The sequence below is a fragment of the Pseudomonas sp. MPR-R2A5 genome (genome assembly GCF_058793055.1).
Map to the genome: position 1 here is coordinate 18,104 of NZ_JBXAFK010000036.1, position 23,744 is coordinate 41,847.

20 protein-coding genes are annotated in these 23,744 nt (G+C 61.5%); 13 read left to right on the forward strand and 7 right to left on the reverse strand.

Annotation, left to right across the window (positions count from 1 at the left end):
- The first annotated feature begins 110 nt into the window (after window positions 1-110).
- Entirely contained in the window at window positions 111-1,307 is a 1,197-nt protein-coding gene (gene punC / locus AC1Q6I_RS23380) for a purine nucleoside transporter PunC (protein ID WP_024074136.1), read from the forward strand.
- Between the two features lie 54 nt (window positions 1,308-1,361).
- Here punC and AC1Q6I_RS23385 read toward each other — a convergent pair whose 3' ends face one another.
- The gene (locus AC1Q6I_RS23385; RefSeq protein WP_102624379.1) at window positions 1,362-2,195 is read right to left on the reverse strand and encodes a nucleoside-binding protein; all 834 of its coding nucleotides are present in this window, start codon (window positions 2,193-2,195) and stop codon (window positions 1,362-1,364) included.
- Between the two features lie 159 nt (window positions 2,196-2,354).
- Here AC1Q6I_RS23385 and AC1Q6I_RS23390 point away from each other — a divergent pair, with 159 nt between their 5' ends.
- Window positions 2,355-3,857: a nucleobase:cation symporter-2 family protein gene (locus tag AC1Q6I_RS23390; RefSeq protein WP_024074138.1), complete on the forward strand. Its 1,503-nt coding sequence runs from the start codon at window positions 2,355-2,357 to the stop codon at window positions 3,855-3,857.
- Window positions 3,858-4,105: 248 nt separating this feature from the next.
- Here the strand turns inward: AC1Q6I_RS23390 and AC1Q6I_RS23395 are convergent, their stop codons facing one another.
- Window positions 4,106-5,038 carry a proline iminopeptidase-family hydrolase gene (locus AC1Q6I_RS23395; protein ID WP_024074139.1) on the reverse strand — a complete coding sequence of 311 codons (933 nt, stop codon included), beginning with the start codon at window positions 5,036-5,038 and terminating at the stop codon, window positions 4,106-4,108.
- A gap of 93 nt (window positions 5,039-5,131) precedes the next feature.
- Window positions 5,132-5,896 (reverse strand): LuxR family transcriptional regulator, encoded by a 765-nt coding sequence (locus AC1Q6I_RS23400; protein WP_024074140.1) that lies wholly within the window; start codon window positions 5,894-5,896, stop codon window positions 5,132-5,134.
- A 183-nt stretch (window positions 5,897-6,079) separates the two neighbouring features.
- On the opposite strand from AC1Q6I_RS23400, the gene AC1Q6I_RS23405 reads away from it, so the two are divergent.
- The 6 genes from AC1Q6I_RS23405 to AC1Q6I_RS23430 are packed head-to-tail and all read left to right on the forward strand — an operon-like array spanning window position 6,080 to window position 12,237.
- Entirely contained in the window at window positions 6,080-6,967 is an 888-nt protein-coding gene (locus tag AC1Q6I_RS23405) for a proline iminopeptidase-family hydrolase (protein ID WP_024074141.1), read from the forward strand.
- Window positions 6,968-6,970: 3 nt separating this feature from the next.
- The gene (locus AC1Q6I_RS23410; RefSeq protein ID WP_024074142.1) at window positions 6,971-7,918 is read left to right on the forward strand and encodes an ABC transporter permease; all 948 of its coding nucleotides are present in this window, start codon (window positions 6,971-6,973) and stop codon (window positions 7,916-7,918) included.
- The gene (locus tag AC1Q6I_RS23415) at window positions 7,915-8,772 is read left to right on the forward strand and encodes an ABC transporter permease (RefSeq protein ID WP_024074143.1); all 858 of its coding nucleotides are present in this window, start codon (window positions 7,915-7,917) and stop codon (window positions 8,770-8,772) included. Before AC1Q6I_RS23410 ends, AC1Q6I_RS23415 begins: the two co-directional genes overlap by 4 nt.
- Complete coding sequence (locus tag AC1Q6I_RS23420) at window positions 8,769-9,725, forward strand: ABC transporter ATP-binding protein (RefSeq protein ID WP_102624378.1); 957 nt, start codon at window positions 8,769-8,771, stop codon at window positions 9,723-9,725. The genes AC1Q6I_RS23415 and AC1Q6I_RS23420 overlap by 4 nt, the downstream gene beginning before the upstream one ends.
- Window positions 9,722-10,741: an ABC transporter ATP-binding protein gene (locus tag AC1Q6I_RS23425; RefSeq protein WP_102624377.1), complete on the forward strand. Its 1,020-nt coding sequence runs from the start codon at window positions 9,722-9,724 to the stop codon at window positions 10,739-10,741. The genes AC1Q6I_RS23420 and AC1Q6I_RS23425 overlap by 4 nt, the downstream gene beginning before the upstream one ends.
- Window positions 10,723-12,237: an ABC transporter substrate-binding protein gene (locus AC1Q6I_RS23430; protein ID WP_102624376.1), complete on the forward strand. Its 1,515-nt coding sequence runs from the start codon at window positions 10,723-10,725 to the stop codon at window positions 12,235-12,237. Before AC1Q6I_RS23425 ends, AC1Q6I_RS23430 begins: the two co-directional genes overlap by 19 nt.
- Window positions 12,238-12,356: 119 nt before the next feature.
- Here AC1Q6I_RS23430 and AC1Q6I_RS23435 read toward each other — a convergent pair whose 3' ends face one another.
- The 4 genes from AC1Q6I_RS23435 to AC1Q6I_RS23450 all read right to left on the reverse strand — a co-directional run bounded on the left by AC1Q6I_RS23435 (window position 12,357) and on the right by AC1Q6I_RS23450 (window position 15,944).
- On the reverse strand, window positions 12,357-13,097 hold the full coding sequence (locus AC1Q6I_RS23435; protein WP_024074147.1) for a YciK family oxidoreductase: 741 nt from the start codon (window positions 13,095-13,097) through the stop codon (window positions 12,357-12,359).
- A gap of 76 nt (window positions 13,098-13,173) precedes the next feature.
- A complete protein-coding gene (gene mupP, locus AC1Q6I_RS23440; RefSeq protein WP_069075512.1) occupies window positions 13,174-13,845 on the reverse strand; it encodes an N-acetylmuramic acid 6-phosphate phosphatase MupP in 672 nt (223 codons plus the stop codon).
- Window positions 13,846-13,849: 4 nt separating this feature from the next.
- Window positions 13,850-14,548, reverse strand: coding sequence for a bifunctional 2-polyprenyl-6-hydroxyphenol methylase/3-demethylubiquinol 3-O-methyltransferase UbiG (gene ubiG / locus AC1Q6I_RS23445; protein ID WP_024074149.1), 699 nt, complete (start codon window positions 14,546-14,548; stop codon window positions 13,850-13,852).
- Between the two features lie 70 nt (window positions 14,549-14,618).
- Window positions 14,619-15,944 carry a TRZ/ATZ family hydrolase gene (locus AC1Q6I_RS23450; RefSeq protein ID WP_024074150.1) on the reverse strand — a complete coding sequence of 442 codons (1,326 nt, stop codon included), beginning with the start codon at window positions 15,942-15,944 and terminating at the stop codon, window positions 14,619-14,621.
- A 109-nt stretch (window positions 15,945-16,053) separates the two neighbouring features.
- Between AC1Q6I_RS23450 and mtnA the strand changes: the two genes are divergently transcribed.
- From mtnA to hisC, 5 genes are all read left to right on the forward strand, one after another.
- On the forward strand, window positions 16,054-17,130 hold the full coding sequence (mtnA, locus tag AC1Q6I_RS23455) for an S-methyl-5-thioribose-1-phosphate isomerase (protein WP_102624375.1): 1,077 nt from the start codon (window positions 16,054-16,056) through the stop codon (window positions 17,128-17,130).
- Between the two features lie 424 nt (window positions 17,131-17,554).
- Window positions 17,555-20,209, forward strand: a complete 2,655-nt coding sequence (gene gyrA, locus AC1Q6I_RS23460; protein WP_024074152.1) for a DNA gyrase subunit A — start codon at window positions 17,555-17,557, stop codon at window positions 20,207-20,209.
- A 212-nt stretch (window positions 20,210-20,421) separates the two neighbouring features.
- Window positions 20,422-21,507: a 3-phosphoserine/phosphohydroxythreonine transaminase gene (gene serC / locus AC1Q6I_RS23465; protein WP_024074153.1), complete on the forward strand. Its 1,086-nt coding sequence runs from the start codon at window positions 20,422-20,424 to the stop codon at window positions 21,505-21,507.
- The gene (gene pheA / locus AC1Q6I_RS23470; RefSeq protein WP_003172650.1) at window positions 21,507-22,601 is read left to right on the forward strand and encodes a prephenate dehydratase; all 1,095 of its coding nucleotides are present in this window, start codon (window positions 21,507-21,509) and stop codon (window positions 22,599-22,601) included. The genes serC and pheA overlap by 1 nt, the downstream gene beginning before the upstream one ends.
- Window positions 22,602-22,610: 9 nt before the next feature.
- Window positions 22,611-23,723 (forward strand): histidinol-phosphate transaminase, encoded by a 1,113-nt coding sequence (gene hisC, locus AC1Q6I_RS23475; protein ID WP_024074154.1) that lies wholly within the window; start codon window positions 22,611-22,613, stop codon window positions 23,721-23,723.
- The last annotated feature ends 21 nt before the right edge of the window (window positions 23,724-23,744 follow it).

Here is a 23,744-nt window from a genome sequence, read left to right on the forward strand (position 1 = left end):
CAAAAATATTGATAGATGTGTCCAATTATTATCGCTTCACAGGGATGTTGCCAGCTTCATAATGAGCGGCAGTCAGCAAATTGTTTGATGGCAGGATCTATAAGGCTTCAATGAAAAACTCTTTTGGTTTCACCTGGTATCTGGCGGGGCTGAGCATGCTCGGTTACCTCGCCATGGACATGTACTTGCCGGCGTTTGGCGCCATGGGCGAGCAATTGCAGATCGGCGCCGGCGCGGTGGGCGCCAGCCTGAGTATTTTCCTCGCCGGCTTTGCGGTGGGGCAGTTGCTGTGGGGGCCGTTGTCTGATCGACTCGGGCGCAAACCGATCCTGGTCACCGGCCTGAGCCTGTTCGTGCTGGGCTGCGCGGGGATGTTCTGGGTCGAGACGGCGCCGCAGCTGCTGGCCTTGCGCTTTATCCAGGCGATTGGCGTGTGTTCCGCCGCGGTCAGTTGGCAGGCCTTGGTGATTGACCGTTACCCAGCTGACAAAGCCCACCGTGTATTCGCCAGTATCATGCCGCTGATGTCATTGTCGCCGGCCCTGGCGCCGCTGTTGGGCGCGATGGTGTTGAATCACTTTGGCTGGCAGGCGATTTTCGCGGTGTTATTGGGTGTCTCGCTGCTGTTGCTGCTGCCTACGTTATTCCTACGTGCCTTGCCCAAACGCCCTGCCGCAGAGGGCGAGCCTGCGCGCCTGGGCTACGGGCAGTTGCTCGGCTCTCGGGTATTCACCGGCAACGTCATGATCTTTGCGGCGTGCTCCGCCAGTTTTTTCGCCTGGCTGACCGCGTCGCCCTTCATCCTCGGTGACATGGGCTACAGCCCCAATGACATCGGCTTGAGCTATGTGCTGCCGACCCTCGCCTTCCTGGTCGGTGGCTACAGTTGCCGCAGCGCCTTGCAGCGTTTCCAGGGCAAGACACTGTTGCCGTGGTTGTTGGTGGCCTATTGCATCAGCATGGTGGCGTTGTATCTGGTCGCCACCTTGACCGTGCCGACCCTGACCACCTTGCTGATCCCGTTCTGCCTGATGGCCCTGGTCAATGGCGCCAGCTATCCGATCGTGGTGGCGAATGCGCTGATGCCCTTTGCAGAAAATTCCGGCAAGGCCGCAGCGCTGCAAAACACCCTGCAATTGGGGCTGTGCTTTCTCAGCAGCCTGGTGGTGTCGTCGATGCTTGAGCAGCCGCTGTTGATCACGGCACTGGTGATGCTGGCGACTGCGCCGTTGGCGGTGCTGGGTTACTGGCTGGCGCGGCCGAAAGCAGGCCGCTCGGAACTGGCAACGGATCTGAACCTGGAGTGACACTGCGTTTCAGTCTGTGGGAGGGAGCAAGCCCCCTCCTGCATTTGACTCCCCCTAGAAGGTCACTTCCATATTCACCGTCGGCGTCGATGTGCGGCTGCCCCGGCCGCCATCCACACCGAATTTGTTATGCCAGTACTCGTAGCCCACCCCCAGATACAGGTTCGGTTTAACACTTTTACCCGGCCGCACCGCCACCATCAGCGCGGTGCGCAGCAAGGTTTCGGCTGCGGTATCGCGGCCGTGGAAGTCCTCGCCCTTGTCTCCGACGTGGTTGATGAACCCCTGGAACTTGGCCCCATGGTTGCCGATCTCGAACGGGCGTATCCAGGTCAGGTTGAGCAGGTAAGTGTCGTCAAACGTGTGGTTCGACTCTTTCGCGCCGGGAATGCCGGTGTGGTTCCGTTCCTTGTAGTACATCAGGCTCAGGTCCAGCACGCCGACGGTGTTGAACTTCAAGGTCGGGCCGAGCACCAGTGCGCGTTTCCTGGCTGAGGCGAAGTTGTTGTTGCGGTTGGCATCGAAGCCCAGGGTGAAGGCGTAATCCTTGATCAACCCGGTACCCAGCGGCGTATCGAAGACGCGAGAGGCATACAACTGGTGCCGATACACCGCGTACACCTCACTGCCGCCGTGGTCGGTGCCCTTGCGCGGGTCGCGGCTGTCGGACAGGAACACATCCAGGTTCAGGAAGTGACTGCCGTACTGGTAGCCGCTGGCGTGGGTAAAGCTGTAGATGCGTTTACTGAATGCATCGGGGTTGTTCGGATTGGTGAACTGCTGGCCGTAGCGAAATCCTACGCTGTTGTTCATCCATTCCATCGCGACGGCCTCCCCACCGCCGAGGAGCGTCAATGCCACGGTTGCGCCCTGTAGTGCCTTTTTCATGGTTTTAGTGTCCTTTGGCGTTCTGGCTCATGTCGGCCGGATTGTTTTTGTAACGCCGATGGAGGGTATCTTGTTCGATTGATTGTATACAACTCTATGGACATCCAGTCCTTACATTGCATACAGTGGCCGCACAACAAAAACAGAGAACCCCTCACCATGACTATCCCGAAGGCGTCACCGCAGCGGCCGGAAGATGAGAATCTTGGCGTCGCCGCCAACCTGGCTTACGGCCTGCAGCATGTGCTCACCATGTACGGCGGCATCGTTGCCGTACCGTTGATCGTCGGCCAGGCGGCTGGGTTGTCGCCGGCGGATATCGGCCTGTTGATCGCCGCGTCGTTGTTTGCCGGTGGCCTGGCCACCTTGCTGCAAACCCTTGGCCTGCCGTTTTTTGGCTGCCAGTTGCCGCTGGTACAGGGCGTGTCGTTTGCCGGTGTGGCAACCATGGTGGCGATTGTCGGCAGCGATGGCGCTGGCGGGGTGCCGGCGATTCTGGGGGCGGTGATGGCGGCGTCATTGATCGGGCTATTGATTACCCCGGTGTTCTCTCGGATCACTCAGTTTTTCCCACCGCTGGTGACCGGTATCGTGATCACCACCATCGGCCTGACCCTGATGCCCGTCGCGGCGCGGTGGGCCATGGGCGGCAACAGCCGCGCAGCCGACTTCGGCAGCATGCCGAACATCGGCCTGGCCGCGCTGACCCTGGTGCTGGTGTTGCTGCTGAGCAAGATCGGCAGTGCGACTATCTCGCGGTTGTCGATCCTGCTGGCGATGGTGATCGGCACGCTCATTGCGGTATTGCTGGGCATGGCCGACTTCTCCGGTGTCACCCAGGGGCCGATGTTCGGTTTCCCCGCGCCATTCCATTTCGGCATGCCGACCTTTCATGTGGCGGCGATCATTTCCATGTGTATCGTGGTGATGGTGACCCTGGTGGAAACCTCGGCAGATATCCTGGCGGTGGGTGAGATCATCGACACCAAGGTCGACTCCAAACGTCTCGGTAATGGCCTGCGTGCCGATATGCTGTCGAGCATGTTCGCGCCGATCTTCGGTTCGTTCACCCAAAGTGCATTCGCCCAGAACGTCGGCCTGGTGGCGGTGACGGGGGTGAAGAGTCGGTTTGTGGTGGCGACCGGTGGGCTGTTCCTGGTGATTCTCGGCCTGCTGCCCTTCATGGGGCGTGTCATTGCGGCCGTACCGACCTCGGTACTGGGCGGTGCCGGGATCGTGCTGTTCGGCACCGTGGCGGCCAGTGGTATTCGCACGCTGTCCAAGGTGGATTACCGCAACAACATGAACCTGATCATCGTCGCCACGTCCATCGGTTTCGGCATGATCCCCATCGCTGCGCCGAGTTTCTACGATCATTTTCCCAGCTGGTTCGCGACCATTTTCCACTCGGGCATCAGCTCGTCGGCGATCATGGCGATCCTGCTGAACCTGGCGTTCAACCACATCACCGCCGGTAACTCAGACCAGCAATCAGTGTTCGTGGCAGGGACGGAGCGCAGTTTGTGCTTCCAGGATGTGGCGGCCTTGCGCGAGGGGGATTACTTCAGCGGCGGCAAGTTGTTTGATGCACAGGGTCAGGAGATTCCACTGGTGGCGCAGGTGTCGAACAAAGCTGCGAGGCCGGAGACCAGCGACGTCTAGACGGTAGGAGGGGGGCGAGCTGCAGTGGCGAGCGGGCATGTTGTGGCCAGCGGACTTGCCCCGCGTTGGGCTGCGAAGCGGCCCTAAAACCTGGCGATTTTATATGCCTGGATAAACGCAGTTGGCCTTATGGGGGCTGCTTCGCAGCCCAACGCGGGGCAAGCCCGCTCGCCACAGCAAGCCCGCTCGCCACAGGGATATTCCAATTTACTGAGCGACAGCGCTAAGTGGCCCTGCACATTTTTACCTCAGCCAGCCTTGAGGGCTGTGTGCGGCGTCGAGCACGCTTCATCCAGGAACTTCACCACCGTGCCCATGCACGCCTGGCGCTCTTCCACATGGGGCATGTGGCTGGAGTCTTCAAACAGTGCCCAGCGCACATCCGCGATTTCGTCCAGGAACGGCTTGACCACCAGCGGCGTCGCCTCGTCATGCCGGCCGGAAATCACCAGGGTCGGCACCTTGATCGCCGACAGGCGGCCGATCACGTTCCAGTCCTTCAGGCTGCCAATCACGTGGAACTCGGTAGGGCCGCTCATGGCGTGGTACACCGTCGGGTCGGCATCGACCGCGGCGAAGGTGCGGGCTACCTCTTCAGGCCAGGGGTTGACCCGGCACACGTGCTGGTCATAGAAAATCCGCGAGGCGGCGAGGTATTCCGGGTCTTGGTAGGTGCCGGCGGCTTCATGCTTGAGCAGGGTTTCATGCACGCCTTCGGGCAGCAGTTTGCGCAGGCGGTTGGCTTCGCTGACCCAGGTGCGCATGCAGGTGGGCGAGTTGGCCGGGATGAAGGCGCGCAGGCCCTTGGGTTGCAGGATCGCATGCTCACTGCCGAGCATGCCGCCCCAGGATTGCCCGAGGATCGCGTAGTCATCGCTGATTTGCAGGTGGTCCAGCAGGTTGTTCAGCTCATCGAGGAACAGGCTGACGGTCCAGAAGGAGGGGTCTTTGTCGGGCAAGTGGGTGGAGCGCCCATTGCCCAGTTGATCGTAGTGGATCACGGCATGACCGCTGGCGGCGACGTCCTTGAAGGCGTCGACGTAGTCATGGGTGCAGCCGGGGCCCCCATGGATGATCACCAACGGTGTGCGGCCGGTGGTCAGGTCGCCAGTGATGCGGTACCAGGTCTGGTAAGCGCCAAAGGCCGCATACCCTTCGCGGATTTTTTCGATGAATTCCATTTCGTACCCTGCTCTGAAAAAAAGGATCAGGGACACGATAATCGGCACGCGATGTTTAGGTAACTAGCAAAACAGCTAGGTTTTGCCGAAGGTTCAGTCTTCCAGCAAGCGATAGTGGGTTGCGCGAACCACTGCCTGGACCCGGTTCTTTGCGCCTAATTTGTGCATCGCCGACGCCAGGTGCAGGGTGACCACTGCCAGGGAACGGCTCAATTGGGTGGCGATTTCGGCGGCGGTCAGGCCATCGGCGGCCCATTTCAGGCACTCGCGCTCACGTTTGGTCAGGCGAATATGCGGGTAGGCACGTAGCTCCTTGCTGAATAATGGGTAGGCCGCTTCCTGCAAGGCATGGGTAATCAGGGCGAAATCCGACAGAGTCTGCTGCGCATCCCGCAGCACCACGCTCGCCTTGCCGGTGCGCAGGCCGGTCAGCGAGGCAAAGCCGCCGCGGGGCAGGTGGATCGGCACGCTGACGCCGCAGGTCAGCTGGCGGTCATGCAGGTAAGAAGACACGGGCGCGTGGCAGGGGTCGATGATCTGCTGCAGGGCGGTCTGGGCTTTGGCGTCATAGGACCAGACAAACGGCGAAACCGTGCTCAAGGCCAAGTGCTGCACGGGGTCGATCTGGTAGAACCCTTCGCTGCACCACAAGGCATGCCAGTCGGGCGGGGTGTTGCGCAATTCCAGCACCGAGGGGGTGATGAGCTCGCCATTGAGGTCGATGGGCACCGGGGTGTAGTCATACACCAGCGCATCGAAGCCCAACTGCTGGGCGAGGTCGAACGTATTGTCCATCTGTTCATCCAGGCTCCTGCCCGGCATCAGACGGTTATTGAACGCAGTTAGCTTGGCCAGCATCCGTTCTGCTCCCGAATTCATTTGAATCTCGACTTGCGGCAAGTAGAATGCCACGCCCCGGCGAAGGACTGCCAGGCCAAACCTATAAGAAATACTAGGTTATGGACACACGGCATCCTCGGTAGTGTTGGCCTGATTAACGGCCGCTACCCGCCAGGCCGATACAACACAAGGAATGTATGCATGTGGCGTGAAATTGCCCCCGACCAGCAGTACAACGTGCAAGTCGACGGCCATAACCTCGTGGCCTACAGCTTTGGTGACGGCGATGAGGTGCTGCTGTGCCTCAACGGCGGTCCTGGCCTGCCGTGTGACTACTTGCGTGACGCCCATGGCTGGCTCAAAGACCATAACCTGCGAGTGGTTGCATTCGATCAGCTTGGCACTGGCGCTTCAGCCAGACCGACCGATGTTTCCCTGTGGGAAATCCGCCGTTATGTCGAAGAAGTCGAAACCGTGCGCCAGGCCCTGGGCCTGGGCCGTGTGCATTTGCTCGGCCATTCCTGGGGCGGCTGGCTGGCGATCGAATACGCTATCCATTACCCCGCTGCCCTGAAAAGCCTGATCCTGGAAAACACCGTCGGCGACATCCCGCACCTGTCCCAGGAACTGGAACGCCTGCGCGGCGCCCTGGGCAGCGAAACCGTGGCGATGATGCAACGCCATGAAGCCATGGGCACCCTGGACCACCCGCAGTACCAGGCGGCGATCACCTTGCTCAACTACCGCCACGTGTGTCGTCTGGACGAGTGGCCGGCACCGGTCAAGCGCTCCCTGGATGACTGGAACATGGGGCCCTACGAAACCATGCAGGGGCCGAATGAATTTCTCTATATTGGCAACCTCAAGGACTGGAACCGCATCCCCGAGATGGCCGATTTCAAGATGCCGATGCTGATCACCACCGGCCAGCACGATGAACTGACCCCGGCCTGCGCCATGCGCATGAAGCTGGCGGCTCGCCACGCCGAGCTGCATGTGTTCCCCAACAGCAGCCATATGCCCTTTTATGAAGAGCCTCACGCGTACTTCCCGGTGCTGCTGGACTTTCTTGCTCGCCATCGAGGCTGACGAATGAACCTGGCGCGCTACCGTTTTGTACTGTCCCGGCCCCTGCAATTGTTGCCGGTGCTGTTTGGCATCAGCCTGATCACCTTTGTGCTGGTACGCTCGATTCCCGGCGACCCCGCCCGCGCGCTGCTGGGCTCGCGCAGCACCCCGGACGCCTTGCTGAAAATCCGCGCGCAGTTCGGCCTCGACCAGCCGTTGTGGCTGCAATATTTCTACTTTCTCAAAAACCTGCTCAAGGGCGACCTCGGCCAATCGCTGCTGTACAAGGTCGATGCCCTGAAGCTGATCGTCACCCGCATCGAGCCGACGTTGGTGCTGGTCCTTGGCAGCGTGGTGCTGGCGCTGTTGATCGCGATACCGCTGGCGACCTTGGCGGCGCGGCATAAAGGTGGCTGGGCCGACAACCTGATCCGCGTATTCACCACGGTCGGCCTGGGCATGCCGGCATTCTGGCTGGGCTTGATGCTGATCCTGTTGCTCAGCGTGCAATGGGGCTTGTTCCCGGTGTCGGGCTACGGCCGCACCTGGCTGGACAAGGCGCACCATATGGTCCTGCCATGCCTGACCATCGCCCTGGCGTTGTCCGCGGTGCTGGTGCGCAACCTGCGGGCGAGCATGTTGATGGAGTTGCAGGCCGACCATGTCACCGCCGCCCGCGCCCGTGGGTTGTCGGAGGCTGCGGTGTTTCGCCGGCATGTGTTGCCCAATTCCCTGGTGCCGGCGGTCAACCTGCTGGCGGTGAACATCGGTTGGTTGATCAGCGGCACGGTGGTGATCGAAAGCCTGTTCGCCATTCCCGGCATCGGCCAGTTGCTGGTCCGTGGCATCTTTACCCGCGACTACATGGTGGTGCAGGGGGTGGCCATGGTGCTGGCCTGTGCGACGGTGGTGGTCAACTTTGTGGCGGATGTCGTGACCGTCGCCCTCGACCCACGGGTGAAAATGCAATGAACAGCCGCTCGTTGATTGTGCCCTGGCGCCTGCGCTTGCGGTTTGGCTTTCGCAATGGCCGGCTGACCGCCGCGTGGGGCCTGGCGATTCTGTTGGCGTGGTTTGCCTTGGCGCTGTTCGCGCCGTGGATCGCGCCCTATGACCCGATTGCGCAGAACACGGATCTGAGCCTGCTGGGGCCAAGCCTTGCCCATCCGTTTGGCACGGACAATTATGGTCGTGACATCCTTTCGCGGGTGATCTGGGGCGCGCGCATTGACCTGCAATTGGCCATTGTCGGGGTGATTTTCCCGTTCATGATCGGCACCTTTGTCGGTGCGGTTTCCGGCTACATCGGCGGGCGTTTCGACAATTTCTGCATGCGCGTGATCGACGTGGTCCTGGCGTTCCCGTTCCTGGTATTGATGTTGGCGATCATGGCCATCCTCGGCCCGGGCTTGAAGAGTTTTTATATCGCCATGGCACTGGTGGGCTGGGTGTCGTATGCGCGGTTGATCCGCTCGCAGATCCTGGTGCTCAAGGAAAGCGACTTTGCCCTGGCGGCCAAGAGCCTGGGCTTTGGCCACGGGCGCATCCTGTTTCGGCATTTGCTGCCCAACGCCCTGTTTGGCTCGATTGTGTTTTCCATGTCTGACGCCGTGCTGGTGCTGCTCAATGGGGCGGCGGTGAGCTACCTCGGCCTGGGTGTACAACCGCCGACCGCCGAATGGGGCACCATGGTGGCCGAAGGGCAGGCCTTTATCACCACGGCCTGGTGGCTCTGCACCTTCCCGGGCCTGGCCATCGTGACCCTGGCCATGGGCTTCAGCCTGTTGGCCGACGGTGTGGCGCAAGTGCTGGGGGATCGAACATGAGTCTGCTTCAGGTACAGGACTTGAGTGTGATCGCCCATAACGCCGGGCGTGATGTCACCCTGGTCGATCGTGTGTCCTTTGACCTGGCCGAAGGTGAAATCCTCGGCCTGGTGGGTGAAAGCGGCTCGGGCAAGACGATGGCCTGTCGCGGGCTGATGCGCTTGTTGCCGTCGCCCAACCTGCGGGTGCAAGGCGGGGCCGTGCGCCTGGCCGGTCGCGATTTGTTGCAGCTGGATGACGCCGGCATGCGCGCAGTGCGTGGCGGGCAACTGGGCATGATCTTCCAGAACCCCAGCAGCCACCTCGACCCGCTGATGCGCATTGGCGAGCAGATCGCCGAGGGGATTCGCCTGCATCAAGGTGCGTCGAAGAAAGACGCGCGCCTGCAAGCCATCGACGTGCTGCGCCAGGTGGGGATTCCCGATCCCCAGGCGCGGGTCGACAACTATCCCCATGAGTTTTCCGGCGGCATGCGCCAGCGCGCGATGATCGCCGTGGCCCTGGGCTGCAACCCGCAGGTGTTGATCGCCGATGAGCCGACCACGGCCCTCGATGTGACCGTGCAGGCGCAAATCCTGCGCCTGTTGCTGGACCTGCGCGACCAGCGTGGCCTGTCGATCATCATGATCACCCACGACCTCGGCGTGGTGGCGCAGACCTGCGACTCCATCGCCGTGATGTACGCCGGTCGCCTGTGCGAGCATGGCAGCAAATACGACCTGCTGGCCCACCCCCGGCATCCTTACACCGCTGGGCTGATCGACTGCCAGCCTGCCCACAGCAGCGGGCATGCGTTGCTGCGCACCATCCCAGGCCAGCCGCCGCTGCTGGATGCGTTGCCCGCCGGGTGTCGCTTCAACCCACGCTGCCCGCAGGTCGGCGACCTATGCACCCGGCAGCTGCCTGAAGGCTCGCGTGTGGCCTGTCACTATCCTTTGGGAGATCGGCCATGAGCCTGTTGCAGATCAAAGACCTGGAGGTGCGCTTTGCCGCGTCTGGCACTGGCGTGTTGGGTTTGAACAAGCAGTGGGTGAGGGCGGTGAACGGGGTATCGCTGAACCTGGCGGCGGGCGAGACCCTCGGCCTGGTGGGCGAATCCGGCAGCGGCAAGAGCACTCTGGGTCGTGCGATTCTGCACCTCAACCCGATCAGCGCCGGCCAAGTGTTGTTCGACGGTATTGATATGGCCCACGGCAGCGCCATCGATATCGCCCGGCTGCGCCATGAAACCGCGATGATTTTCCAGGACCCGTATGCCGCGCTGAACCCGCGCCACACCATTGGCGAAACCATTGCCGAGGTGCTGCGGGTGCAACGCAAGGTCCCCGCGCAACAGATTCCGGCTCGCGTCAACGAACTGCTCGACCTGGTCGGCCTGCGTCCCGAACTCGCCGAGCGCAAACCCGGCGCGCTCAGCGGCGGCCAGTGCCAGCGCGTGGGCATCGCCCGGGCGCTGGCGGTGGAGCCGCGTTTGATCATCGCTGATGAGTGTGTGGCGGCGCTGGATGTGTCGATCCAGGGCCAGATCATCAACCTGTTGCTGGAACTGCAACAGCGCATGAACCTGGCGATCCTGTTCATCGCCCATGACCTGGCCATCGTGCGCCGCCTGTGCGACCGCGTGGCGGTGATGTACCTGGGCAAGATCGTCGAGGAGGGCCCGGTGGAGGCGGTGTTCACTTCGCCGCGCCATCCGTATACGGCGGCGCTGATCCAGGCGATCCCGGAGATCGATCCGCATCGGCCATTGCCTACGGAACCCTTGCCGGGTGAGCCACCCAGCCCATTGAATGTGCCCACCGGCTGTGCGTTTCACCCGCGTTGCCGGTATGCCAAGGCCCTGTGTTCCATGGTGTTGCCGCCGACCCATTTCCTGCACGAGCATCGGTACAGTTGCGTGCTTGAAGAACCGTTGACCCTTTCTGCCGTCCATAAACAAGGAGTTATGACATGCAATCCCGCCACTTGAAGTTGCTCGCTGCTGCGACGTTAACCGCCTGGTCCCTCACTGCCGGGCTGGCCCAGGCCGCCGGCGTACTGACCATCGGTTGCCGTGAAGACAGCACCACGTTTGACCCGATCAAAAGTGCGCAGAACCGCGACACCTGGGTATTCGCCAACGTCTACGACACCCTGGTGCGTGTCGATAACCTGGGGACCAAGATGGAACCGGGGCTGGCCGAAAGCTGGGATATCTCCAAGGACGGCCTGACCTACACCTTCAAACTGCGCGAGGCGAAGTTCTCCGACGGCTCGCCGATCACCGCTGAGGATGCGGCGTTCAGCCTGTTGCGTATCCGCGACAACAAGGCTTCGCTGTGGAGCGACCCGTTCAGCCTGATCAATACGGCCAAGGCCGCCGACCCCAAAACCCTGGTCGTAACGCTGAAAACCCCTGCGGTCGCCTTCCTCTCGCAACTCGCATCGCCGACGGTGTCGATCCTGTCGGAAAAAGCCATGACCAAGATGGGCGAAGACGCCTACGCGGAAAACCCGGTGACCTCCGGTGCGTTTACCGTGGACGAATGGCGCAAGGGCGATCGGGTGATCCTGAAAAAGAACCCGAACTTCTGGCAGGCCAAGAACGTGAGCCTGGATGGCGTGGAGTGGGTGTCGGTCACTGACGACAACACGCGCATGCGCATGGTGCAGAACAACGAGCTGGACACGGCGATCTTTGTACCGTTCTCCCGGGTGGAAGAGCTGAAAAAAGACAAGAACGTGGTGATCCACTCCGACCCGTCGACCCGTGAAGACCACCTGCTGATCAACCACGAGCACGGCCTGTTGGCCAAGCCGGAAGTGCGTCAGGCACTGGACATGGCCATCGATAAACAATCGCTGGTGAAGACCGCCACTTACGGTCAAGGCACCGTGGCCTATTCCTACATTCCAAAAGGCTCGCTGTACCACTACGCCAACAACCTGCAGCGCCCGTATGACCCCGCCGCCGCCAAGAAGCTGCTGGCCGATGCTGGCGCCAAGGACTTGAAGCTCAACTATGTGGTCAACGCCGGTAACGAGGCCGACGAGCAGATTGCGGTGATCATCAAGGATCAACTGGCCAAGGTCGGCGTCACCGCCAACCTGCAGAAAGTCGACCCGACTCAAAGCTGGCAGATGCTGGTGGACGGTACTTACGATATTTCAGTGATGTACTGGACCAACGACATCCTCGACCCGGACCAGAAGACCACCTTCGTACTGGGCCACGACACCAACCAGAACTACATGACCCGCTACAAGAACGACCAGGTCAAGGCGCTGGTGGCCGCGGCCCGCATCGAGGCCGACCCGGCCAAGCGTGAGCAGATGTATATCGACCTGCAGAAACTGGCGAAACAGGACGTGAACTGGATCGACCTGTACTACAGCCCGTACATCAACATCTCGCGCAAGAATGTGAGCAACTTCCTGCAAAACCCACTGGGACGCTTCACCCTTGAGGAAGTGGTGAAAAACTAAGGCCCAGGGAACACGGCAATAGAAATGTGGGAGGGGGCTTGCCCCGATGGCAAGGTGTCAGTCACTGTAACTGTGGCTGACCCACCGCCATCGGGGCAAGCCCCCTCCCACATTTGGTTTTACTGCGCGTCGAACGCCTGCCCATTGATCCCGGTACTGTCCGGCCCCATCAGGTACAGGTACACCGGCATGATTGCTTCCGGTGCCGGGTTATCCGCCGGGTTTTCCCCTGGGTACGCCTGAGCCCGCATGCTGGTGCGCGTGGCGCCTGGGTTGATGCTGTTGGCCCGTACGGGCGCAACTGTGTCGAGCTCGTCGGCCAGGGTTTGCATCAGGCCTTCAGTGGCGAATTTCGACACGCCGTAAGCCCCCCAATACGCACGGCCCTTACGCCCGACGCTGCTGGAGGTGAACACCACCGACGCATCCTGGGACAGCTTGAGCAGGGGCAGCAGCGTGCTGGTCAACATGAACATGGCATTCACGTTGATGTGCATCACCCGCATGAAGTTCTCGCCGGACAACTGCTCGATCGGCGTGCGTGGGCCGATGATCGAGGCGTTGTGCAGCAGGCCGTCGAGGTGGCCGAATTCTTTTTCGATCATCGCGGCCAGCTCATCGTATTGATGGGGCAGGGCGGTCTCCAGGTTGAACGGGATGACCACCGGTTGTGGGTGGCCGGCGGCTTCGATCTCGTCATACACCTGGGCCAGGTTGGCTTCGGTCTTGCCTAGCAACAGCACGGTGGCGCCATGGGCCGCGTAGGTTTTCGCTGCCGCCGCGCCAATCCCGCGACCCGCACCGGTCACCAGGATGACCCGGCCTTTGAGCAGTTCTGGACGTGCAGAGTAATCAAACATAAAAAGCCTCGACAGAATTCAGTAGGTTGCAAACACCCACATTGGATCTTCCTTAGTAAGTAGAGCGAGTGAGCCATCAGCAACTGCACAGCGCGTTATCCAGCACCTTGCGCAGTTCCAGCGGGTGATCCACTACCACGTCCGCGCCCCAGTGACGTGGGTTGTCGTCCGGGTGGATATAGCCATAGGTCACCGCTGCAGTGCGGGTGCCGGCATCGCGGCCGGATTCGATGTCGCGCAGGTCATCGCCCACGAACAGCACGCTGGCCGGGTCCAGGTCGAGCATCTTGCACGCCAGGATCAGCGGCTCGGGGTGCGGCTTGCTGTTCGTCACGTGGTCCGGGCAGATCAGCAACGCCGACCGCTCGGCCAGGCCCAGTTGCTGCATGATCGGTTCGGCAAAGCGCACCGGCTTGTTGGTGACCACGCCCCAGATCAGCTTGGACTTCTCGATGTCTTCCAGCAGCTCGGCCATGCCGTCGAACAACGCGCTGTGAATCGCGCAGCCCTTGAGGTAGCGCTCCAGGAATTCCTGGCGCAGCTCTTCAAAGCCTGGGGATTCCGGGTCCATGGAGAAGGTCACGGCGACCATCGCCCGTGCACCGCCGGAAATTTCATCGCGGATGTGCTGGTCGTTGACCGGCGCGAGGCCGCGGTCAGCGCGCATGGCCTGGCAGATGGCGATAAAGTCTGGCGCGGTGTCCAGCAAGGTACCGTCCATATCGAAGAGAACCGCTCGCAACTTCACAGGCTCACTCCTCGCGCAGGGTCTGGATCATGTAGTTGACGTCGACGTCGCTGGCCAGCTTGTAGTGCTTGGTCAGCGGGTTGTAGGTCAGGCCGATGATGTCCTTGACGGTCAGCCCGGCCTGGCGGCTCCACGCGCCCAGTTCGGATGGGCGGATAAATTTCTTGAAGTCATGGGTGCCGCGCGGCAGCAGCTTCATGATGTATTCAGCGCCAATGATCGCGAACAGGTAAGCCTTGGGATTGCGGTTGATGGTGGAGAAGAACACCTGGCCGCCCGGCTTGACCATGCGGAAGCAGGCGCGGATCACCGAGGACGGGTCCGGCACGTGTTCCAGCATCTCAAGGCAAGTGACCACGTCGAACTGCTCGGGCAACTCGTCGGCCAGGGCTTCGGCAGTGATCTGGCGGTATTCCACGCTCACCCCGGACTCCAGCTGGTGCAACTGGGCCACGGCCAGCGGCGCTTCGCCCATGTCGATACCCATCACGGTCGCGCCGCGCTGGGCCATGGCTTCACTGAGGATGCCGCCACCGCAACCGACATCCAGCACCTTCTTGCCGGCCAGGTTGACGCGCTCGTCAATCCAGTTGACCCGCAGGGGGTTGATGTCGTGCAGGGGCTTGAACTCGCTTTCGCGGTCCCACCAGCGGTGCGCCAAGGCTTCGAATTTGGCGATTTCGGCGTGGTCAACGTTGCTCATGGTGCATCCTCTAAAACTGATAAATCGGTTTGTCGGTGCTGAACGCACGGGTTCAGTACCGGCGTTATGCTTAGTGCCCGCTGATGCGTTTACCCCAGGCAATGGCCGTGGCGGTCAACTGTTGTTCATCCATGCGGGTCAATTGCCGGTCGTCGAGCAACTGCTTGCCGGCGACCCAAAGGTGTTTCACGCAATCGCGTCCGGTGGCATATATAAGTTGTGAGACCGGATCGTAGATCGGTTGTTGCGCCAACCCTGAAAGATCGAAGGCCACGATATCCGCTGCCTTGCCGACTTCCAGCGAACCTATCTCGCTCTCCAGGCCCAGGGCCCGGGCGCCGTTGAGGGTCGCCATGCGCAGGGCGCGATGGGCGTCCAGCGCGGTGGCCGAGCCGGCAACGGCCTTGGCCAGCATTGCAGCCGTGCGGGTTTCGCCCAACAGGTCCAGGTCATTGTTGCTGGCGGCGCCATCGGTGCCGATGGCCACGTTGACGCCAGCCTGCCACAGACGCTCCACCGGGCAGAAGCCGCTGGCCAGTTTCAGGTTCGATTCCGGGCAATGGATCACGCTGGTGTTGCTTTCTACCAGCAAAGCCAGGTCATCCTCGCTGATTTGGGTCATGTGAACGGCCTGGAAGCGCGGGCCCAGCAGGCCGAGGCGGCCCAGGCGTGCCAGCGGGCGTTCGCCGGTCTGCTCCACCGCCTGTTGCACCTCATGCGCGGTTTCGTGCACATGCATATGGATTGCGGCGTCCAGCTCCTCGGCGATCACCCGGATCTTTTCCAGGTTGGCATCGCTCACGGTGTAGGGGGCGTGGGGGCCGAAGGTGATCCTGATGCGTGGGTGATGCTTGAGGTCGCCGAACAGCTCGATGCCCTGGCGCAGGGCTTCATCGGCGGTGCTGGCGCCGGGAATCGGGAAGTCGAGGATCGGAACCGCGATCTGTGCGCGCATGCCGCTGTTGTGCACGCACTCGCTGGCGACCTTGGGGTAGAAGTACATGTCCGAGAAACACGTAATGCCGCCCTTGAGCTGTTCGGCGATGGCCAGGTCGGTGCCGTCGCGCACGAAGGCTTCGTCGACCCACTTGGCTTCGGCGGGCCAGATGTGTTTTTCCAGCCAGGTCATCAGTGGCAAGTCGTCGGCCAGGCCGCGAAACAGGCTCATCGCCGCATGCCCGTGGGCGTTGACCAGGCCCGGGCTGAGCAGCATGCCCGGCAGCTCGCGGACTTCACGGGCCGAAAGCTTCAAGGCCGTCGCCCGTGGCCCGATAAAGGCAATGCGCCCATCGCGGATGCCCAGGGCATGCTCCTTGAGCACCACGCCGGCAGGTTCGACAGGTACCAGCCAGGTCGGCAGTAGCAATAAGTCGAGCGGGGCGGCAGTGGGGGTCATCGAAGGCTTCTTCCTGGGCAGCTATAAAAGAAGCGCGAAGTATACCCGAGCGTCCTGGCTGGCGGATCGCTATAATCGGCGGCTTTTGTTCATGAGAGCGGGGTGAGGGATGCGCGATCGACTGTTGGCCGCGGAGAAAGTGAAGGCCATCGATTGGCGTGATGGCGCACTGCACCTGCTCGATCAGCGTGTGTTGCCCTCGCGGGAAAGCTGGGTGAGCTGCTCCACGGTGGAGGAGGTGGCTGCGGCCATTCGCGCCATGGTGGTGCGCGGCGCCTCGGCCATCGGCATCAGCGCCGCCTATGGCCTGGTGCTCGCCGCCCGCGAACGCGTCACAGAAGGCGGCGACTGGCAGGCCGCGTGGGAAGAAGACTACGCACTACTGGCCGCGACTCGCCCGACCGCCTCGAACCTGTTCTGGGCCCTCAAGCGCATGCGCGACCGCCTGGACCGCGTCAAAAAGCACGCCGACCCGCTGGCGATGCTGGAAGCCGAGGCTATTGCAATCCATGAAAGCGATCGTGAAGCCAACCTCGTCATGGCCCAACTGGGCGTCGAACGGATTCGCAAGCACCAAGGCAATGCCCAGGCGATCCTGACCCATGGCAACGCCGGCGCGTTGGCCACGGGAGGCTTCGGCACGGCCCTCGGCGTGATTCGCGCGGCCTTCCTGGAAGGGTTGGTCGAACAGGTCTACGCCAACGAAACCCGGCCCTGGTTGCAAGGCTCGCGCCTGACCGCCTGGGAGTTGGCGGGCGATGGTGTTCCGGTGATGGTCAATGCGGATTCGGCGGGCGCGCATATTCTCAAGACCAAGGGCGTCACCTGGGTCGTTGTCGGCGCCGACTGTATCGCGGCCAATGGCGATGTGATCGGCAAGATCGGTACCTATCAACTGGCGGTGTGCGCCATGCACCACGGCGTACGGTTTATGGTGGTGGCGCCGAGCTCGACCCTCGACCTGATGATGGCGACCGGCGATGACGTGGCGCTGGAAGAGCGTGATGCCGATGAATTGCTGGAAGTCGCGGGCCAGCGCTTCGCCGCCGATGTGAGTGCCTATAACCCGGTGTTTGACGTGACCCCGGCCGACTTGATCGATGTGATCGTGACCGAAAAAGGCATCGTCGAGCGTCCTGACACGGTCAAGCTGGCCAAGTTGATGTGTCGTAAACGCCTGCATTGATGGCTGCGGTGTTTGTGAAAATGGCTATCGGGGGCAAGCCCCTCCCACACTTGAATGGTGAGCACAGTCAAAATGTGGGAGGGGGCTTGCCCCCGATTGGCCCTGAAAGTCAATAAAACCCTCCGATCCGCCCTCAAAAAAAAGCACCACCCCATCTCTGAGCCCCTCTCGTCCTCTTCAAGCCTGTCATCCGTCAAATTACTAGTCTCCATGCGCATCAGGGGGATAGGTGCGTGGCGGCGATTGTGATAACATCCGGCGGTTTCCAGGGTCGCCCCGAGGGGGGATCCTTAACGCGCAGATCCGTGTCATAACTCGTTGATTTGTCGTAAGTCGTTGTCAGGCACCATGCCGGCAGCGACGAGCTTCGTTCGTCCCATATGGATGTGACGAGGTTTCACCCGAAAAAGGAATCAGGCTTCTCATGGGCGAACTGGCCAAAGAAATCCTCCCGGTCAATATCGAAGACGAGCTGAAACAGTCCTACCTCGACTACGCGATGAGCGTAATTGTCGGTCGGGCACTGCCTGATGCGCGCGATGGCTTGAAGCCCGTGCACCGGCGTGTGCTGTTCGCGATGAGCGAGCTGGGTAACGACTGGAACAAGCCGTACAAGAAATCTGCCCGTGTTGTCGGTGACGTGATCGGTAAGTATCACCCTCACGGCGACACCGCGGTGTACGACACCATCGTTCGGATGGCCCAGCCGTTTTCCCTGCGCTACCTGCTGGTAGACGGCCAGGGCAACTTCGGTTCGGTCGACGGCGACAACGCCGCGGCCATGCGATACACCGAAGTGCGCATGACCAAGCTGGCGCACGAGCTGCTGGCCGACCTGCATAAAGAAACCGTGGACTGGGTGCCGAACTACGACGGCACCGAAATGATCCCGGCGGTCATGCCGACCCGTATTCCCAACCTGCTGGTCAACGGCTCCAGCGGTATCGCCGTGGGCATGGCCACCAACATCCCGCCGCACAACCTCGGTGAAGTCATCGACGGTTGCCTGGCCCTCATCGACAACCCTGAGCTGACCGTCGATGAGCTGATGCAATACATTCCCGGTCCGGACTTCCCGACCGCCGCGATCATCAACGGTCGCGCCGGCATCATCGAAGCCTACCGCACCGGTCGCGGCCGCATTTACATGCGTGCCCGCTCGATCATCGAAGACATCGACAAGGTCGGTGGCCGCCAGCAGATCGTTATCACTGAGCTGCCTTACCAGTTGAACAAGGCGCGCCTGATCGAGAAGATCGCCGAGCTGGTCAAAGAGAAAAAACTCGAAGGCATCACCGAACTGCGCGACGAGTCCGACAAAGACGGTATGCGCGTGGTGATCGAGCTGCGTCGCGGCGAAGTGCCCGAGGTGATCCTCAACAACCTCTATGCCCAGACCCAGCTGCAAAGCGTGTTTGGTATCAACGTGGTTGCACTGATCGACGGCCGCCCACGCATCCTGAACCTCAAGGACCTGCTGGAAGCCTTCGTGCGTCACCGCCGCGAAGTGGTCACCCGCCGTACCGTGTTCGAACTGCGCAAGGCTCGCGAACGCGGCCACATCCTGGAAGGCCAGGCGGTTGCGCTGTCGAACATCGACCCGGTGATCGCCCTGATCAAGGCTTCGCCGACGCCGTCGGAAGCTAAAGAAGCGCTGATCAAGATGCCGTGGGAATCCAGCGCCGTAGTGGCCATGGTTGAACGCGCGGGTGCTGACTCTTGCCGTCCAGAGACCCTGGACCCGCAATACGGTCTGCGTGACGGCAAGTACTTCCTGTCGCCGGAACAGGCCCAGGCCATCCTTGAACTGCGCTTGCACCGCCTGACTGGCCTGGAGCACGAGAAGCTGCTGGCCGAGTACCAGGAGATCCTCAACCAGATCGGCGAGCTGATCCGCATCCTCAACAGCGCCGTGCGCCTGATGGAAGTGATCCGCGAAGAACTGGAAGTGATCCGTGCCGAATACGGCGATGTGCGCCGCACCGAAATCCTCGATGCGCGCCTCGACCTGACCCTGGGTGACATGATCCCGGAAGAAGAGCGCGTCGTGACCATCTCCCACGGCGGCTATGCCAAGACCCAGCCATTGGCTGCGTACCAGGCCCAGCGTCGTGGCGGTAAAGGTAAATCGGCTACCGGCGTGAAGGATGAGGACTACATCGCTCACCTGCTAGTCGCCAACAGCCACACCACGCTGCTGCTGTTCTCCAGCAAGGGCAAGGTGTACTGGCTGAAAACCTACGAAATCCCGGAAGCCTCCCGTGCCGCCCGTGGCCGTCCGTTGGTCAACCTGCTGCCGCTGGACAGTGATGAATACATCACCACCATGTTGCCGGTCGAGGAATACACCGAAGGTCATTTCATCTTCATGGCTACCGCCAAAGGCACCGTGAAGAAGACCCCGCTGGAATCCTTCAGCCGTCAACGCAGCGTGGGCCTGATCGCCCTGGAGCTGGACGAAGGCGACGTATTGATCAGCGCGGCCATCACCGATGGCGAGCGTGAAGTCATGCTGTTCTCCGACGGTGGCAAGGTGACGCGCTTCAAGGAATCCGACGTTCGCGCCATGGGCCGTACCGCCCGCGGTGTGCGTGGTATGCGCCTGCCGGAAGGGCAGAAGCTGATTTCGATGTTGATCCCGGAAGAAGGCAGCCAGATCCTCACCGCTTCCGAGCGTGGTTATGGCAAGCGTACGGCCATCAGCGAGTTCCCGGAGTACAAGCGTGGCGGCCAAGGCGTGATCGCCATGGTCAGCAACGATCGCAACGGCCGTCTGGTCGGCGCGGTCCAGGTGCTCGACGGCGAGGAAATCATGCTGATTTCCGACCAGGGCACCCTGGTGCGTACCCGCGTAGCTGAAGTCTCGAGCCTGGGCCGTAACACCCAGGGCGTGACGCTGATCAAGCTGGCCAAGGACGAAAAACTGGTCGGCCTGGAGCGTGTCCAGGAGCCGTCGGAAGTCGAAGGTGAAGAGCTGGAAGGTGAAGAGTTCGAAGGCGAGGTGATCGCAAGCGGCGATGACAACGTCGACGAGCCAACCCTCGACGCTGCCGCAGACGAAGAAGAACCGCAGGAATAAGCGGACACACAGGGGGCGGATGAAGATTCGCCCCCTTGTTGTTTGTCCCCTTTGAAATAACAACGCCGCCCCCTGTAGGAGCGAGCCTGCTCGCGAAAATCGTCAACGATAACGCGGGCTGCCTGATACGCCCTTGCGCTCTCGGGTTTTTCGCGAGCAAGCTCACGCCTACAGTGTTTGATTTCAGTCCCACCAGATCAGAGAGATTGGATGTGAGCAAGAGAGCCTATAACTTCTGTGCCGGTCCCGCGGCGCTTCCTGAAGCAGTCCTGCAGCGTGCGCAGGGTGAACTCCTCGACTGGCATGGAAAAGGCCTCTCCGTGATGGAAATGAGCCATCGCAGTGATGAGTTCGTGTCCATTGCCACCAAGGCCGAGCAGGACCTGCGCGACTTGCTGGACATCCCTTCCGACTACAAAGTGCTGTTCCTGCAAGGCGGCGCTAGCCAGCAGTTCGCCCAGTTGCCGCTGAACCTGCTGCCGGAAGACGGCACTGCCGACTATATCGACACCGGTATCTGGTCGCAGAAAGCCATTGAAGAGGCTTCGCGCTACGGCCATGTCAACGTTGCCGGCACCGCCAAGCCCTACGACTACTTCGCGATTCCAGGTCAGAACGAATGGAAGTTGTCGAAGGACGCGGCCTACGTGCACTACGTGCAAAACGAAACCATCGGTGGCCTGGAGTTTGACTGGGTGCCTGAAGTGGGGGATGTCCCGCTGGTGTGCGACATGTCTTCGGACATTCTTTCGCGCCCTATCGATGTGTCCAAGTACGGAATGATCTACGCCGGCGCGCAGAAGAACATCGGCCCGAGCGGCATCCTGGTCAACATCATCCGTGAAGACCTGCTGGGGCGTGCCCGCTCGGTGTGCCCGACCATGCTCAACTACAAGGTCGCGGCTGATAACGGCTCGATGTACAACACCCCGCCGGCGTTCGCCTGGTACCTGTCGGGCCTGGTGTTCGAGTGGCTGAAAGAGCAGGGCGGCGTGGCTGCCATGGGCAAGCTCAACGAAGAGAAGAAGCGCGTCCTGTACAACTTCATCGACGCCAGCGGCCTGTACAGCAACCCGATCAACCTGACCGACCGCTCGTGGATGAACGTGCCGTTCCGCCTGGCCGATGACCGCCTGGACAAGCCGTTCCTGGCCGGTGCCGACGCGCGTGGCCTGCTGAACCTCAAGGGCCATCGCTCAGTGGGCGGTATGCGCGCCTCCATCTACAACGCTGTCGACATCAACGCGATCAACGCGCTGGTGGCCTACATGGCAGAGTTCGAAAAGGAACACGGCTAATGTCTGAGCAAGAACTCAAGGCCCTGCGCGTGCGCATTGACAGCCTGGACGAGAAAGTCCTGGAGCTGATCAGTGAGCGCGCGCGGTGCGCCCAGGAAGTGGCACGGGTGAAGATGGCGTCCCTGGCTGAAGGCGAAGTGCCGGTGTTCTACCGCCCTGAGCGCGAGGCCCAGGTACTCAAGCGCGTGATGGAGCGTAACAAGGGGCCGCTGGGCAACGAAGAGATGGCGCGGTTGTTCCGCGAAATCATGTCGTCGTGCCTGGCCCTGGAGCAACCGCTGAAGGTAGCGTACCTCGGTCCCGAGGGCACGTTCACCCAGGCTGCCGCCATGAAGCACTTCGGTCACGCGGTGATCAGCAAGCCGATGGCCGCCATCGACGAAGTGTTCCGCGAAGTGGCCGCCGGCGCGGTGAACTTTGGCGTGGTGCCGGTGGAAAACTCCACCGAAGGCGCGGTCAACCACACGCTGGACAGCTTCCTCGAGCACGACATGGTGATCTGCGGCGAAGTCGAGCTGCGCATCCACCACCACCTGCTGGTGGGCGAAAACACCAAGACCGACAGCATCAGCCGTATCTATTCCCATGCCCAGTCCCTGGCCCAGTGCCGCAAGTGGCTGGACGCCCATTACCCGAATGTCGAGCGCGTGGCGGTGTCCAGCAACGCCGAAGCGGCCAAGCGGGTCAAGGGCGAGTGGAATTCGGCGGCGATTGCCGGTGATATGGCCGCTGGCCTGTACGGCTTGACGCGCCTGGCCGAGAAGATTGAAGACCGTCCGGACAACTCCACGCGCTTTCTGATGATCGGCAGCCAGGAAGTACCGCCGACCGGCGACGACAAGACGTCGATCATCGTCTCCATGAGCAACAAGCCCGGCGCGCTGCATGAGCTGCTGGTGCCGTTCCACGACAACGGGATTGACCTGACGCGCATCGAGACCCGTCCTTCGCGCAGCGGTAAATGGACGTATGTGTTCTTTATCGACTTCATCGGCCACCACCGTGATCCGCTGGTCAAAGGCGTGCTGGAGAAGATCAGTCAGGAAGCCGTGGCACTCAAGGTGCTGGGCTCTTACCCGAAAGCGGTTTTGTGAGGCTTTAACATGAGTGGCAACTTCCTCGCCCTGGCGCAGCCGGGCGTGCAACAACTGTCGCCTTACGTTCCGGGCAAGCCTGTGGACGAGTTGGCGCGTGAGTTGAACCTGGACCCGGCGAAGATCGTCAAGCTGGCGAGTAACGAGAACCCACTGGGTCCGAGCCCCAAGGTATTGGCGGCGATTCGTGAAGAACTGGCCGAACTGACCCGTTATCCGGATGGCAACGGGTTTGCCCTCAAGTCCTTGCTGGCGCAAAAGTGCCGGGTCGAGCTGAACCAGGTCACCCTGGGCAATGGTTCCAACGACATCCTTGAGCTGGTGGGGCGTGCCTATCTGGCACCTGGCTTGAACGCGGTGTTCAGCGAACACGCATTTGCGGTCTACCCGATCGTCACTCAGGCCGTCGGTGCCGAGGCGCGCGTGATTCCTGCCAAGGATTGGGGGCACGACCTGCCGGCGATGCTGGCGGCTATCGACGCCCAGACTCGCGTGGTTTTTATCGCCAACCCGAACAACCCGACCGGTACCTGGTTCGACGCGCAGGCGTTGAATGACTTCCTGCAAGACGTGCCTGAGCACGTGCTGGTTGTTCTGGACGAAGCCTATATCGAGTACGCCGAGGGCAGTGACCTGCCGGATGGCCTGGATTTCCTGGCGGCCTACCCGAACCTGCTGGTGTCGCGCACCTTCTCCAAGGCTTACGGCCTGGCGTCTCTTCGGGTCGGCTACGGCCTGTCGACGGCGGTCGTCGCTGATGTGCTGAACCGCGTGCGCCAACCTTTCAACGTCAACAGCCTCGCCCTGGCGGCGGCCTGTGCGGCGGTACAGGATACCGAGTACCTGGAAGAAGGGCGCCGCACCAACGAAAGCGGCATGCTGCAATTGCAGGAAGGCTTCCGTGAGTTGGGCCTGGGCTGGATTCCGTCCAAGGGCAACTTCATCTGCGTCGACCTCGGCCAAGTGGCCGCGCCAATCTTCCAGGGCCTGTTGCGCGAAGGCGTGATCGTTCGCCCGGTGGCCAACTACGGCATGCCGAATCACCTGCGTATCACCATTGGCTTGCCGGCTGAAAACAGTCGCTTCCTGGAGGCGCTGGCCAAGGTTCTGGCTCGTGGTTGATGTCACTGCATTGCAACCTGT